Source organism: Haloplanus salinarum (assembly GCF_024498175.1).
Classification (GTDB): domain Archaea; phylum Halobacteriota; class Halobacteria; order Halobacteriales; family Haloferacaceae; genus Haloplanus; species Haloplanus salinarum.
This window is the reverse complement of record NZ_CP101823.1, coordinates 2,420,359-2,434,769: the sequence shown is the minus strand read 5'-3', so window position 1 is coordinate 2,434,769 and position 14,411 is coordinate 2,420,359. Positions and strand designations below refer to the sequence as shown.

Annotated in this window: 15 protein-coding genes; 10 read left to right on the top strand and 5 right to left on the bottom strand. The window is 68.5% G+C overall.

Annotation, left to right across the window (positions count from 1 at the left end):
- Positions 1-45: 45 nt before the first annotated feature.
- The 5 genes from NO364_RS12630 to NO364_RS12610 all read left to right on the top strand — a co-directional run bounded on the left by NO364_RS12630 (position 46) and on the right by NO364_RS12610 (position 3,134).
- A complete protein-coding gene (locus NO364_RS12630; protein WP_257627694.1) occupies positions 46-1,062 on the top strand; it encodes a deoxyhypusine synthase in 1,017 nt (338 codons plus the stop codon).
- A 282-nt stretch (positions 1,063-1,344) separates the two neighbouring features.
- Complete coding sequence (locus tag NO364_RS12625; protein WP_257627693.1) at positions 1,345-1,596, top strand: hypothetical protein; 252 nt, start codon at positions 1,345-1,347, stop codon at positions 1,594-1,596.
- A complete protein-coding gene (locus NO364_RS12620) occupies positions 1,593-2,063 on the top strand; it encodes a PIN domain-containing protein (RefSeq protein ID WP_257627692.1) in 471 nt (156 codons plus the stop codon). Before NO364_RS12625 ends, NO364_RS12620 begins: the two co-directional genes overlap by 4 nt.
- A 292-nt stretch (positions 2,064-2,355) precedes the next feature.
- On the top strand, positions 2,356-2,724 hold the full coding sequence (locus NO364_RS12615; RefSeq protein ID WP_157690498.1) for an Hsp20/alpha crystallin family protein: 369 nt from the start codon (positions 2,356-2,358) through the stop codon (positions 2,722-2,724).
- A gap of 215 nt (positions 2,725-2,939) precedes the next feature.
- Positions 2,940-3,134 (top strand): cold-shock protein, encoded by a 195-nt coding sequence (locus tag NO364_RS12610; RefSeq protein WP_157690499.1) that lies wholly within the window; start codon positions 2,940-2,942, stop codon positions 3,132-3,134.
- 130 nt (positions 3,135-3,264) lie between these two features.
- Here the strand turns inward: NO364_RS12610 and NO364_RS12605 are convergent, their stop codons facing one another.
- The gene (locus NO364_RS12605; protein WP_157690500.1) at positions 3,265-4,857 is read right to left on the bottom strand and encodes a spermidine synthase; all 1,593 of its coding nucleotides are present in this window, start codon (positions 4,855-4,857) and stop codon (positions 3,265-3,267) included.
- An 87-nt stretch (positions 4,858-4,944) separates the two neighbouring features.
- Here NO364_RS12605 and rdfA point away from each other — a divergent pair, with 87 nt between their 5' ends.
- From rdfA to NO364_RS12590, 3 genes are all read left to right on the top strand, one after another.
- Entirely contained in the window at positions 4,945-5,553 is a 609-nt protein-coding gene (rdfA, locus tag NO364_RS12600) for a rod-determining factor RdfA (RefSeq protein ID WP_157690501.1), read from the top strand.
- 97 nt (positions 5,554-5,650) lie between these two features.
- Positions 5,651-7,606: an archaea-specific SMC-related protein gene (locus NO364_RS12595; RefSeq protein WP_257627691.1), complete on the top strand. Its 1,956-nt coding sequence runs from the start codon at positions 5,651-5,653 to the stop codon at positions 7,604-7,606.
- Between the two features lie 72 nt (positions 7,607-7,678).
- Entirely contained in the window at positions 7,679-7,942 is a 264-nt protein-coding gene (locus tag NO364_RS12590) for a hypothetical protein (RefSeq protein WP_157690504.1), read from the top strand.
- On the opposite strand, the gene NO364_RS12585 is transcribed toward NO364_RS12590, so the two are convergent.
- Positions 7,939-9,804, bottom strand: coding sequence for a BCCT family transporter (locus NO364_RS12585; protein WP_257627690.1), 1,866 nt, complete (start codon positions 9,802-9,804; stop codon positions 7,939-7,941). The two genes, NO364_RS12590 and NO364_RS12585, sit on opposite strands and share 4 nt — an antisense overlap.
- A gap of 79 nt (positions 9,805-9,883) precedes the next feature.
- Here NO364_RS12585 and NO364_RS12580 point away from each other — a divergent pair, with 79 nt between their 5' ends.
- Together NO364_RS12580 and NO364_RS12575 are read left to right on the top strand one after the other, a co-directional pair.
- Entirely contained in the window at positions 9,884-11,137 is a 1,254-nt protein-coding gene (locus NO364_RS12580; RefSeq protein ID WP_157690506.1) for an NAD-binding protein, read from the top strand.
- A 56-nt stretch (positions 11,138-11,193) separates the two neighbouring features.
- Positions 11,194-11,634, top strand: coding sequence for a universal stress protein (locus NO364_RS12575; RefSeq protein ID WP_257627689.1), 441 nt, complete (start codon positions 11,194-11,196; stop codon positions 11,632-11,634).
- 77 nt (positions 11,635-11,711) lie between these two features.
- On the opposite strand, the gene NO364_RS12570 is transcribed toward NO364_RS12575, so the two are convergent.
- The 3 genes from NO364_RS12570 to NO364_RS12560 form a co-directional block, all read right to left on the bottom strand.
- On the bottom strand, positions 11,712-11,882 hold the full coding sequence (locus NO364_RS12570) for a hypothetical protein (protein WP_199243656.1): 171 nt from the start codon (positions 11,880-11,882) through the stop codon (positions 11,712-11,714).
- A gap of 51 nt (positions 11,883-11,933) precedes the next feature.
- Positions 11,934-12,383: a hypothetical protein gene (locus NO364_RS12565; RefSeq protein WP_257627688.1), complete on the bottom strand. Its 450-nt coding sequence runs from the start codon at positions 12,381-12,383 to the stop codon at positions 11,934-11,936.
- Between the two features lie 88 nt (positions 12,384-12,471).
- Entirely contained in the window at positions 12,472-14,343 is a 1,872-nt protein-coding gene (locus NO364_RS12560) for a BCCT family transporter (RefSeq protein WP_199243658.1), read from the bottom strand.
- Positions 14,344-14,411: the final 68 nt, after the last annotated feature.

Below are 14,411 nucleotides of genomic sequence, written 5' to 3'. Positions count from 1 at the left end.
CGCGGGATCGGACCGTTGAAACCGCTCGGACGCGGAGGCCCGGACATGACCGACGACGACGGCGACGAGGGCGGCGAGGTACCCCGCGAGGAGTTCCACGAGGACCCGCTCGGTCACGCCGAGGTGTGGGCGGGAATGACGGTCGGCGACCTCGCGACGGAGTACGGCAAGGCGGGCATCGGCGCGGCGGACATGAGCCGGGCGGTCGACGTCTACGCCGAGATGCTGGGCCGAGACGACGTGACCAACTTCTTCGGCCTCGCGGGCGCGATGGTGCCCGGCGGGATGCGGTCGGTGGTGACGGAGCTGATCCGCGACGGCCACATCGACGCGCTGGTGACGACGGGCGCCAACCTCACCCACGACAGCATCGAGGCCGTCGGCGGGAAACACCACCACGGCCGGACCGGCCCCGAGGGCGCGGAGCGCGAACACGACGAGCAGCTCCGCGACGAGGGGGTCGACCGCATCTACAACGTCTACCTCCCCCAGGAGCATTTCACGCTGTTCGAAACCCACCTCCGCGAGCACGTCTTCCCGGAGTTCGACGGTACCGTCGCCATCAGCGAGTTCACGCGGGAACTCGGCCGCGCGAACAGCGAGGTCAACGAACGCGAGGACGTGGCCGAGGACGCAGGCATCGCCGCCGCGGCCTACGAACACGACGTCCCCGTGTTCGTGCCGGCGATCCAGGACTCCGTACTGGGGATCCAGGCGTGGATGCACTCGCAGGTGTCGTCGTTCACGCTCGATGCCCTCGCGGACATGACGAACGTCACCGACGTGGCCTTCGACGCCGAGAAGACGGGGGCGACGGTCGTCGGCGGCGGCGTCCCGAAGAACTTCGTCCTCCAGACGATGCTCACGGTGCCCGAGGCCTACGACTACGGCGTCCAGCTCACCACCGACCCCGCCTCGACCGGCGGCCTCTCGGGGGCGACCCTCGACGAAGCGCGGTCCTGGGGGAAGCTGGAGAAGTCGGCGAAGAACGTCACCGTCCTCGGCGATGCCACGATTACCCTCCCGCTTCTGGTGGCCGGCGCCCGCGACCGGATCGAGTGATGTCGCCACCCCGTCCGGGCGACGAGGCCCCACGGCGGCGTCGGAGGGAAACCCGTTTGGGCCTCCACCCCGGACGGTCCACCGGCCGATGACGAGCGCACCACTCCGAGTCGGGGTGGCACCCGACGACGACGAGCCCTATGAGTACCGAGGCCGCCATTTTTGACGGTAGACTCAGTGCCTAAGGGTATCTGGTTGTGGCCACGGTAGACATAGGCCCGGTCAGATTGTCGTCGGGCAGGCAGACACGGATTTAAGAACATTGCCGAGCAATCATACGGTATGGCCGCCGAGATCACCGACCGGGTTCGAGAGATCGCTGAAGCCCGCGGTCTTCCGGAGTCCGAAGTACTCGAGCGGGCACTCGAACGCGGTCTCGAAGACCTGTGGGAGGACCTCGTGCTCGCACAGTACCTCGACGGCGAACTCGACCGCGGGGAAACAATCGAACGTGTCGGTCGGACGAAAGTCGAGCGAGCGGAGCGAGAGCGTGAGGTTGTTGAGGAAGATGTCGACTGGGGTTTGAACGCGTGACGCTTGCGGCTGTCTCTGATACAGGACCGCTCATTCACCTCGCCGAAATCGATTCGCTCGAACTGTTCGCCACGTTTGATACACTCCTCGTTCCAGAGACGGTTTCCAAGGAAGTCGAGGCCGGTGGTGTTCCCGACGGGTTGGCCGACCTCTCATACGAACTCATCGAAGCCGATGAAAGCCGCGTCGTAACTGAAAAACTGGACGCCGGAGAACGCGCCGCGATTGCGGTCGCTGAAGAGCGGGGAGTCGTTCTCCTAACCGACGACCTCGCTGCCAGAGAGGCAGCATCCGACGCGGGCATCGAAGTGCACGGCTCTATCGGCGTCATCGCGCTCGGTTACGCTCGGGAATTACTAGATAGAGACGAGGCGGCGGCACTCATGCGGGCACTCCAACGTGAGACGAGCCTGTTCGTGACCGAGGCGATCGTGGAGCAAGGCATCCAGATGCTGGACGAACAGTAACGGAACGAACGGGCTCTATAGCCGTGCTAAACACATCCACTATGGATAGATCCTGACTCGTGAGTGCCGAGGCCGTCCCATTTTGCTGCCCGAGTTCCGCCCAAAATAAACTATACGAGAATTTTATAATGTGATATGATGTCACGGATGTTCGGAAACAGACGACCGAACGCGGCTTCTACGCTTTCCACCGAACTTCGACAGCCATTCAGAAACTTCCTCGAAGTTCTCTTTATACCAAGATTTATTACGAACCACAAACAACGTCCTACTGGACGCGAGGTGACCACCCATGTCCCTCCCGACCAGTCCAGCGAACTCCTGGCTCCAGAGCACCGACTTCCCGAGCCGACTGTTCGAGACGGGTCGCAACGACTACGAACTGTACGAGGAGGACGACGAGTTCGTCCTGAGCGTCGAGATGCCGGGCTTCGATCCCGCGGAGATCACCGTCTCTTGGGACGACCCCGTCCTCAACGTCGCCGCCGAACACGCGGACGAGCAACGCGGGGAGCGCAGGACGTATCACCGCCGGTTCCGCTTCCCGAAGACGGTCGACGACGAGGAGATCACGGCGCAGTACACCAACGGCATCCTCGAAGTCCGGTTGCCGGTGATGGCCGAGGCGACCCAAGGGACCGAAATCGAGATCCGGACGTAGCGCCGACCGTCGACGGATCGATCGTCACACGAAACCGACGAAAACGTGGTTTCGACGCCCGGGTTCGACGCTACGGGCGACGAATACGGTTCGAAGTTCCGAAACGTCGTTCGTTCGATGTGACGGTTCATTTTCGCATATTCGAACGATCCGACGGCCGTTTCACGGACGAATGCGGAACGCTTAACAGTACACCCGGGCTCGTCGTAGACGCAATGGCAAACGGTAAGGTTGATTTCTTCAACGACACTGGCGGCTACGGTTTCATCGATACTGAGGATGCTGACGAGGACGTTTTCTTCCACATGGAGGACGTCGGCGGTGAGGATCTGACCGAGGGGACCGAGATCGAATTCGACATCGAACAGGCCCCCAAGGGCCCCCGCGCGACGAACGTCGTTCGGGTTTAAACACGACGAGGCCGTCACCTCGCGGTGACGATCACGTCCGTATTCCCTCATACTGTTTATTGTAAGCCAGTACCGATGGTTCGCCTGGACAGCCCGGCGAACCGCCGGTAAACGGTTACAATAATCCGTATCAGACGCCAACCGGCGAGCGGCCGCGCCGGCGACGTGCCGGCGCTTCCGTCCCGTTCTCGGCGGTTCGCTGGACCACGTACCGACGGCCGACCATCGGGTCGAGGAGGGCGTCGACCGGCGCCCGGTCGTCCCGGAGGACTGGCACGTCGTCGGTCGGCGGCGGCGGCCGGTAGTATCCGATCTCCCGGCGGAGGTCGATCCCGATCTCCCGCCGGTCGTTTCGCCGCCGTAGCGCATCCTCGGTGAGCCGTTCGTCCGACTTCGTGGCGACGACCTCCACGTTCTGGACGGCGCTCCCCTCCGCCGTGGGGAAGGTGTACACCTGCGGGTAGACCCGCGCCATCGTCTTGTACTCCGCGCGGTAGAACTTCGAGGCCGGGCCGCTGGGGGCGGAGATCAGGTTGGCGAAGAGGACGCCGTCGTCGTCGAGTCGCGACTCGGCGAGGCGCATGAACTCGACGGTGGTCAACTGGAAGGGGACCTTGTCCTTCTTGTAGGCGTCGAGGACGATCAGATCGTAGGTGTGGTCCGTCTCCCGGAGGAACTGTCGACCGCCCGTGTTGTGGACGTTCAGTCGCTCGGACTCCTCGAGGTCGAAGTAGCGTTTCGCGGCCCCGATCACCGCCGGGTCGATCTCGGCCACGTCGACGGTGACGTCGTACGCCTCGGCGAAGTGCTTGGGGCCGGTGAACCCGCCGCCGCCGACGAACAGCACCCGGTCGACGTCCTCGGTCATGAGCATGGGGAGATGGAAGTAGCGTGTGTAATCGAAGACGTGGCGGTCGGGATCGGAGACGTCCATCGCGCTGTGGGGCTGGCCGTCGAGGTACAGCGTCCGCACGTCGCCGAGTTGGGTGACCTCGAGTTCCTGGTAGGGCGTCTGTGTCTGGTGGAGGACGGGCCCGCCGGGCGAGACGCCCAGCGTGCCGCTGAAGCCGGCGCCGACGACCAGCAGGGCGACGACGACGCTCGCGACGGTCGGCTCCCGTCGGCCGCCCCGCCAGGTGAGCCACAGCGCCGTCGCGACGAGCAACAGCCCGAAGCCGACGCCGATGGCCTCCACCCCGAGCGCGGGGATCAGGACGAACGTCGTCCCGAAAGCGCCGACGATGCTGCCGACGGTGCCGACGGCGTAGACGTGACCCGACGCCGCCCCCACGCCCTCCGTCTCGGAGAGTTCGGCGGCGTAGGGGCTGATGAACCCCAGCAGGTACGTCGGCGGCCCGAACAGGAGCGCCACGGCGGGCAGGGAGGCAAAGCGGCCGGGCAGGGGTACGGCCCCGGCCGTCGCCAGCAGGAGGTCGCTCGCGAACACCACGAGCGCGACGTAGGCGGCCGTTCCCAGGAGGAGCCACGCGAGGCGCTCGTCGGTGGCGCGATCGGCCGCCCGCCGTCCGCCGAGGTGATAGCCGAGCGAGAGCGCGGCGAGGAAGACGGCGATGATGCTCCCCCAGGTGTAGATGCTGGAGCCGAACTGCGGGGCGACGATCCGTCCGGCGAGGATCTCCAGACCCATGCTGGCGACCCCGGAGACGAACACCGCGAGTTCGGGTCCGGACGGTCGGAGGACGCGAGCGCGGAGCGACGCCATCGTCCCCCCTTTCGTCACGGTGGGGTTAAGCCTTGGCTCGGTCGCGGCGCGGAACTTATCCGGGCGACTCGCGTACCCCTCCCGACGATGGCCGAGGGCGACGGGGACGACGGCGGCTGCAAGATCGACGACGTCTGTGCCAGTCGGGGACTGTCGACGCTGCCCGAGCGGTTGGTCCGTAGACGGCGGACGGGCGGCGACAGCCTCCGTGACCTCGAACGCTTCTTCAACCGCGAGGTGCTCGCGGCGGCGATGCGGGCGGCCGGGATGGAACTCCTGGACGACGAGGCGGCGAACGTCTACCGGCTGTTGACCGGCGACGACGTGAGCGACGCGGCGCGCACGGAGGCTCGGGACCGACTGACGCGCGCCGGCGTCGACGTGGAGCGCCTCCGCGAGGACTTCGTCACCTACGGCACCGTCCGCACGCACCTCCGGGAGTGTGCGGACGTGGACACCGGCCGGGAGGCGGAGTCGGTCGACGAGCGCACCGTCACCGACACCGTCTACGGGCTGTTCGGCCGGGCGGAGGCGGTCACCGAGCGGGAGCTCTCGCGGCTGTCCGAGACGGCCGCCCTGGAGGCCGGGGAACTGTCGGTGTCGGTCGACGCACGCGTGACGTGTACGACCTGCGGCGAGGAGTACCGCCTCCTCCGCCTGCTCGAACGCGGCGGGTGTGCGTGTCGCGACGGCTGATCCCGCCCCGGCGCCGGCGGCAGTCAGGCACAAACGTAATAGGCCAGCCCCGTCGTACGACGGATACACTCGACGGGAGACGTCGGGGTCCACCACAATGACGGTCGACGAGTCGAACGCGGCTGACGAGCGGATGACGGTCAGCGTCCGGAACGTCGGCGGCATCGAGCGGGCGTCGGTGACGTTCGAGCCCGGCATCACGGTCGTCGCGGGGGAGAACGCGTCGAACAAGTCGTCGCTGCTGGGGAGCCTGGGGGCCGTCCTCGGCGGCTCGCCGCCGCCGCTCCGGGGCGGCGCCGAGACCGGATCGGTGACGCTCGACCTCGACGGCGAGCACTACGCGGTCGAACTCGGCCGCCAGGAAGGGAGCGCGGACGACGACGCGGCCGGCCGAACCCTCGTCAAGGACGCCACCCCCTACACGACGGACGCGACGCTCGTCGACTGCTTCGTCCGCCTCGACGAGGACAACCCCGTTCGGCGGGCCGTCGTCGACGGCGGCGACCTCCACGAACTGCTCATGCGCCCGGCCGACACCGAGGCGATCGACGCCGAGATCGACCGACTGCGGGAGCGACGGGCAAAACTGGACGAACGGATCGCGGACCTCGACGAGCGAGCCGACGCAATCCCGGAACTGGAGGTCCGTGCGCGCCGACTGCGGGAGCGACGCGACGAGGTGAGCGACCGGCTCGAATCGAAACGGGCGGCGCTCGCGGAGACGGACTACCGGGCGGCCGCCGAGGCGACGCAGGACCTCCTCGATTCCCTCGACGACACCCGCGCGGAACGAGAGCGCCTCCGCGACCGCCGGGACACCAAGCGACGCGCCGTCGAGTCGCTCCGCGACGATCTCGACGCCGTCGAGGCGGAGCTGTCGGCGCTGGACGCCGATCTCGGCGGCGAGAGCGTCCGATCGCGGCTCGACGCCGTGGACGACGACCTCTCCGCGCTCCGGGAGCGTAAGGGACGCCTCGACGAGACGATCGACGCCCTGCGGCCGATCGTCGAGGTGAACCAGGCGCTCCTCGCCGATAGCCGGCTGCCCGAGGGGTTCGACGAGGGCGAGGTCGTCGACCGACTCGACCCGGCCGCGGAGTCGATCACCTGCTGGACCTGCGGCCAGTCGGTCGAGCGGGCCGACGTCCGCGAGCAGGTGGAGGCCGTCCAGGCCATCCTCCGGGCGAAACGGGAGGAGCGATCGAGCGTCGAGGCGCGCATCGAGGAGTGCCGGCAGCGGCGGTCGGACCTCGAAACCCGCCTCGAGGAGCGGTCGGACCTCGAGGATCGGCGGCGACGCCTCGAACGGGAGATCGAGGACCGCGAACGGACGATCTCGGACCTCGAGGAGCGGATCGACGCCGCCGAGGAGCGGATCCGCGACCTGGAGGCGGACCTCGACGAGGCCGAGGCCGACGACGACCTGCTGGAGCGCCACCGCGAGGTGAGCGACTTGGAGTACGAGCGGGGCCGTCTCGAACGCGAACTCGCGGCGGTCGGGGACGAAATCGAGGCCGCGGAGGCGGCCGCGACGGAGGCCGACTCGCTCCGCGAGGAACGGGCGGACGTCGACGACCGCCTCGACGACCTCCGCGACCGGATCGACCGGATCGAGCGCGAGGCCGTCGAGACGGTCAACGAGTGCATGGAGCGCGTGCTCGACCGCCTCGACTACGACGGCATCGAGCGGGTCTGGATCGACCGTCGGCACGTGGACGGCGGGACGGTCTTCGACCTGCAGGTGGTGCGGACGACCGACGACGGCGCCGTCTACCGCGCCGCGGTCGACACCCTGAGCAAGAGTGAACGCGAGGTGGTCGGCCTGGTCATCGCCCTGTCGGGCTACCTCGTCCACGACGTGTCGGCGACGGTACCGATCGTGGTCGTCGACGCCATCGAGATGCTCGACGCCGAGCGCATCCGCGGGCTGCTCGAGTTCTTCGACGAACACGCCCGCTACGTCGTCGCGGCGGCGCTCCCCGAGGAGGCCGAGTGCCTCCGGTCGAGGTTCGACACCGTCTCCCTGGAGTCACCCGAAATCGCCACGCAGTGACGCCGTCCCGACGGGAGACGGCCACTCGGAATCGGTCGGCTTAACCGGTGCGCACGCGTAGTCGAGCCATCGATGTCGGTGGATCCCGACCCGACGCCCGCACCCGGCCCGGCCGCACGGAGCGCCTTCCGACTCGGCGTCCTCGCCGGAGGCGTCCTCGGCCTCGTCGTCCTGGGCTGGCTCTATCGGTCCGGATCCCTCACGCCGACGACGGCAGTCTACGTCGCCGTCGCACTCTACCCCCCGTATCTGCTCGTCGTCGCGTCGCTGTTGAGCGTCTGGCTCGGTTTCGACAAGGGGCCGACCGATCTTCGGCCGGTCGAGCGGTCGCGCTAGTTCTCCCGGTCGAACGGCACGAACCGCCCGAGGGGCGTCGCCACGAGGGCGACGGCCGCCCGGTTGAGGAGTGTCGGATGCCCCCGCTCGTGTCGGCGGAAGGTCCGGGTCAGCCCCACGAGGGAGAGCACGGAGAGGAGGGCGAAGGGGCCGCCGGTCGCCACCGCCGCGGTCTGTAGCGACTCGCCGCCGCCGACCAGCAACACGGCGCCGGCGACACAGCCCTGGAGCACCCCCCAGAAGACGATGCTGCCGGTCGTGGGGGCGTGTCCCCGCTCGGTCGCCAGGATGGAGACGACGAGCGTCGACGTGTCCGCCGAGGTGACGATGAAGACGACGATGAGCGCGAGAAACAGGAACATGAGGAGACGGCTGAGCGGGAGGGCGGCGAAGACCGGGAAGGCGACGACGGCCTCGGCACCGGCGTTCGTCGCGACGGCGCCGAGCGCGTCGACCCGCCCCGAGTGCTGGAGCCCGAGGGCCGTCCCGCCGAGCAGGAGGTGCCAGCAGACGGAGGCCGCCGAGGTGGCGACGACGCCGGTGAACACGACGGTCCGCACCCGTCGCCCCTTCGAGAGCGCGGCGAGAAAGAGGCCGGCGAAGGGCGCCCAGGAGAACCACCACGACCAGTTCCAGACCGTCCACTCGGCGGCCCACTCCCCGCCGCCCCGGAGGCTCATCGGGACGAAATCGGCCGCGTACCGCCCGAGGGCCGCGGTCCCGGTATCGAGGACGAACCCGCGGGGACCGACGGCGAGCAGGAGCGCCGCGAAGAGCACGAACAGGAGGAGGTTGACGCCGGCGATGCGCCGGATGCCGCGCTGGACGCCGCTCTCGGCGGAGACCCCGTAGATGACGACGAGGCCGGCGACGAAGAGGAGGGCGCCGACGCCGCCGAAGCCGACCCCCCACTGGAAGCCGACGCCGGCGAGGAACTGCCGGCCGACGATGGCGACGGAGGTGGCGACGCCGCCGATGGTGGCGAAGACGGCGAGCACGTCGACGGTCCGCGCGGCGTAGCCGTCGAGGCCGTCGACGCCGAGGAACGGCGCCAGCACCGTCGAGACCCGCAGAGGGGCGCCGTGGCGGTACGTGAAGTACGCGATGGGCACGCCGAGCACGAGGTAGGCGCTCCAGGCGGAGACGCCCCAGTGAAAGAACGCGTAACTCAGGGCGACGACGACGGCGGCGTCGGAACGGGGGGCGACGTCCGCGGCCGGCGGTGGCGACCCGTAGTGAAAGAGCGACTCGGCCGGCCCCCAGAAGACGATGCCGGCGGCGATGCCGGCGGTGAACACCATCGCGAAGTACGTCGGGTAGGTGTAGGTCGGCTCCGCGTCGGGTCCCCCGAGTTTGATCGCGCCCCACGGGCCGACCAAGAGGAAGAACGCGTAGCAGACGGCCAGGAACGTCGCCACGACGAAAAGCGGGGCGAACTCGCCGAACAGTACGTCGCCGGCGGCGGTGACGGCCGCCGTCGTCGCCGTCGGGGCGGCGAGCCGAACGGCGAAGAAGGCCGCGAAGACCAGCACCGGGACGCCGAACGTGATCGGGTCCTGTCGGGCGAGGAAGCCGCTCGCCCAGTTGCGCCAGGCGACGTGTCGCACCCGGAGGAGGTAGGGTGCGCCCGGCCGGCCGTCGGCGTCGGCGGCGGGGTCGTCGAGCGGGAGGAGGGCCAGGTAGGCCAGTCCGGAGCCGAAAAAGAGCAGGGAGACGACGAGCCACCCCCGGCCGCTCACGACGCCGCCGACGATCCAGGGGAAGAAAAACCCCGAGACGACGACGACCCCGGCGGCCACGCAGACGGGCAGGAGCGCCGCGCGCACGAGGCGCTCGACGCCGCTCGCTCCCTGTGTCGCCATGTCACACACGTCGGCGGCCGGGCTCATATGCGTGTCGTCGACTCACACTTTTTGGTTCGCCGTCACGAATGGGTCGGTCGTGGCCGCCGATCCCCCGGACCCGTCGACCGACACGGCGCTCGAGGAACTCTTTCACCGGCCGGACCGGGTGCCGCTGGTCTACTGGCGGGCGTTCTCCGGGGCACGGACCGCGGTGTTGGTGACGGGGGCGGCCGCCACCCTGGCGTTCGTCGCCGGCCTCTCGCGTCTCAGTCAAGGGTCGGTCGCCCCGACCGGGCCGCTGGCGGCGTTCCTCCCGCCCGGGGTGGCGGCGATCCTGCCGCTCGCGAGCGTCTTCCTCGCCTTCCTGCTGATCGTCGTCGCGGCGGGGTTGCGCGCCGGCTACCGACTGGCGTGGGACGGGGCACTCGTCCTGTATCCGGCCCTCCTCGCGGTGCCGTTGGTGACGGGGGACGCGACCGACCTCGCGCCGTTCGTCGCGGCGGCGGTCGGCCTCCCGCTGGTGGCGGCGAACCGGAGCGGGTTCGATCGGGCGCTGGACCTCACCCCGTTCCAGACGGTCGCCCTGCTTTCCTTCGTCGCGGTGCAGGTGTACGGCACCGTCGGCACCTACGCGATGCGCGAACATTTCGCCGGCGTCCGGAGCCTGACCGACGCCTTCTACTACATCATCGTCACGGGGACCACCGTCGGCTACGGCGACGCGACGCCGACGACTCAGGTGACCAAGCTGTTCACGCTCTCGGTGATCGTCCTCGGGACGGGGGCGTTCACCGTCGCCACGGGATCGCTGCTCATCCCGGCGCTCGAATCGCGGATCTCCAGTGCCTTCGGAACCATGACCGCCTCGGAACTCACACTGCTCGAGGATCACGTGCTGGTCCTCGGCCACGGCGACCTGACGGAACCGCTTCTCGACGAACTCGCGGCGACGACGGACGTGGTCGTCGTGACCCCCGACGCCGACCGGGCGAGCGCCCTCGACGAGCGGGAGGTGAACGTCCTGACCGCCGACCCGACCGACGAGGGACCGCTGCTCGACGCCCGTATCGACGCCGCCAGGGGCGTGGTCGTCGCCACCGACGACGACGCCCGGGACGCCCTGGCGGTCGTCGCCGCCCGGCAGGCCGCCCCGGGGGTGCGGATCGTCGCCGCGGCGAGCGACCAGCGACACGTCGACAAACTCGAGGCCGTCGGCGCCGACGCGGTCGTCAGCCCGGCGGTCATCGGAGGCCGACTGCTCGGCCGGGCCGTCCTCGGCGACGAGGAGGCCGACGGGGACGGCCTCTCGGGACTATTCGACGGCGACGACGCCCGCGAGGGTGCCGAGTGACGGCCCCCAAGTTATTTGCTCCCGTCAGGAGAACGACTGGTAAGGAAGGAAGACAGATGTACGAAACCATTCTGATCCCGTTCGACGGGAGCGACGAGGCACGGAAGGGGGCCGAGCACGGCATCGAGCTCGCGGCGACCTGTGGGGCGACGGTCCACGCGCTCTACGTCGTCGACCTCCCGGGAGCGCCACGGACGGTGTATCTCCGGGACGACGAGGACGAGATGCGCGAACGGTACCGGGAGTACGGCGAGGAGGTCACGACGGAGGTCTGCGAGATGGCGAGCGAGACGGGCCTGGACTGCGTGACGGTGATCCGGACCGGCTCGCCGGGCGAGGAGATCGTCGACTACGCCAAGGACGAGGGCGTGAGCGCCGTCGTCCTCGGCACCGCCTACCGGGGGCGGTTCCGGGCGCTGCTCGGTAGCACGGCCGAGAAGGTGGTCCGGACCGCCGAGGTTCCGGTGGTCACCGTCCGCGAACGGATGAACGACTGACACTCGTAAGTCAGCACCGGTGGTTCGCCGGACTGTCCTGGCGAACCACGGTACGCAGTCACATTACTCCGTATGAGTCACGACGCGGGCCCGCGCCCGAGCCACCGTTCCCGGAGGTAGATCAGCAGGCTGGCGCTCAGAAAGGTCACCCCGGCGACGTCGAGCCGGCCCACGGTCATGAGCGACAGCGCGACGCCGAACAGGACGACGATCAGCACCGCCAGCACCGTCGGGACGATCTCGGGCATCGAGTCGTCCCGACGCGCGCCGGCCCCAAAAGTCCCGACCCACCGCCCGCCTCAGTAGAAGTGTTTGAACTCCCAGTGGTACTGGCAGTTGGGGCAGGTCGCCCACTCCGGCACGTCGAACGTCTCGGGGTGGCGTCGACCGTGTTGCATCCGCGTCCGACAGAGCGGACAGCGGAGGGCGAGGAGTTCGAGGTCGGCGAACCGCTCGGGCGACAGGTCGACCGCACACGTGGGACAGTCGATCGGTTCCCGTGGTCCGCCCTGGATGATGTCGGTCCCACACTCCGGACACCGGAGCGTGGCCGGCGGGCGGTACGCCCAGCCGGTGTCGCCGTCGAGGGTGGTGGTGTGGGTCTCGACGCTCGATAGGCGGAACTCGTTGGGGCCGTCGCCGACGCGGAGCGGGGCGAGCAGCCGACCGACGATCCACCGGAGCCACTCGAACGTCCGTCTGCCGGCCGAACCGAGCGTCGGGACGAGACCGGAGGAGTCGTCGGCCACGGCTCCGCCTAGGGCTGCGGTCGAAATAAATCGTCGGGCGAGGGTCGGTCGACGCCGGTGCTGAGGCGGTCCGGCCGAGGGGCGGCCGTCAGTCGCTGCTTGCGGCGTCGTCGCCCTCCCTGACGTCCGTCACCATCTCGTCGCCGGCGGTCACCACGTCGACGTTCTCGCGGTCGGAGAGTTCTTCGATGGTCTCGGCGAACTCCTCGGATTCGAGGATCTCGTACTCGTTGCTGAGCCCGAGGTAGACGGTGTAACACATGAGACAGAGGATGAAGGCGAAGGGGAGGCCGGTGGTGATCGCGGCCGTCTGCAGGGCGGTCAGTCCGCCGCCGATCAGCAGCACCGACGCCACGGCACCCTCGGTGACCGCCCAGAAGACACGCTGGGCCTTCGGCACGTCGTGTTTGCCACCGGAGGTCAGGTGGTCGATGACGAGCGATCCGGAGTCCGAGGAGGTGACGAAGAAGGTGATCACCAGCAGCGTCGCCAGCAGCCCCGAGACGATGCCGAGCGGGTACTGGTTCAGCGTGATGAACATCCCCAGGGTCTCGAAGGCGCCGTAGCCCAGTTCGGTGTACTGGGTCTGGACGGCACCGCCGCCGAGCGCGCTGTTCAGCGCGCTGCCGCCGAACGTCGAGAGCCAGATGGTCGAGAACAGCGAGGGCAGGAACAGCACGCCGAGCACGAACTGGCGGATGGTGCGCCCCTTCGAGATGCGGGCGATGAACATCCCGACGAAGGGCGACCACGCGATCCACCAGCCCCAGTAGAAGACGGTCCACCCGGTCGGCGTCCCGTTGGCCGCGGGGGAGAGCGTGCCGGTGAAGAAGCCGAGTCCGAGGATGTTCTGGAAGTACGCGCCCAGGCCCTCGACCCAGGTCCCCAGGATGAACACCGTCGGGCCGACGAGCAACAGGAACCCGAGCAGGGCGAACATCAGGTAGAGGTTGATGGTGCTCAGGCGCTTGACGCCGCCGTCGAGACCCGCCGCGACCGAGAGCGTGGCGATGGCCGTGATGCCGGCGATGAGCAACACCTGCGGGGTCGTTCCGGTGGGAACGTCCGCGACACCGAGCATCCCGCTGCCGAAGACGTAGGAGAGCCCGCTGTTCACTTGTGCGACCCCCAGCCCCAGCGACGTCGAGAGGCCAAAGAGCGTCGCGAACACCGTCACGAGGTCGATGACGTGGCCCGGCCACCCGTAGATCCGGTCGCCGAGCAGCGGCCAGAAGATCGACCGGAAGGTGAGCGGGAGCCCGCGGTTAAACGAGAAGAACGCGAGGCCGAGGCCGACGAGGCCGTAGACGGCCCACGGATGGAAGCCCCAGTGGAAGAACGTCTGGGCCATCGCGGCCGCGGCGGCGGCGCCGGTACCGGCCTCGGCGCCGAAGTAGGACGGCGGCGTGTTGAAGTAGAACATCGGCTCGGTGACGCTGAAGAACATGAGGCCGATCCCCATCCCGGCGCTGAACAGCATCGCCATCCACGAGAAGTCGCTGAACTCCTTCTCGGCCTCGACGCCGCCGATCCTGATCTTGCCGTACTTGCTGAACGCGAAAAAGAGGAGGACGACGATGAAGAGGTTCACCGCGAGCAGGTAGAACCAGCCGAAGTTGGTGCCGATGAAGTTGAAGATGACGTTGTACGCGTCGTTGGCCGTCTGGTACACGACGACGCCGTCCTGGATCTGTCGAAGGACCTCCCAGCCGTTCTCCTGGGCCGTCTCCTGGGTGACGACCATCGTCCACCCGAACGCCTGCGCGAGCGTTCGGAAGAAGACGGTGATCGCGATGAAGAGGGCGATGATCACCAGCGCGACCGGGAAGACGACGGGGTGGATGTCGAAGCCGAGCGCCTGGATGTTGGTGTCGCCGGGTTCGCGGTCCGAGTCCGGGTGGAACAGCTCCACCTGTAACCCGTCGGACATCTCGCCGGTCGTCTCGTCCGATTCAGCCATACTGTACCTCCGTCCAGCAGTCGCCGGTCGTCCGTCGTGGGTCGTTCATGGGTCGTGTGCTCGTATCG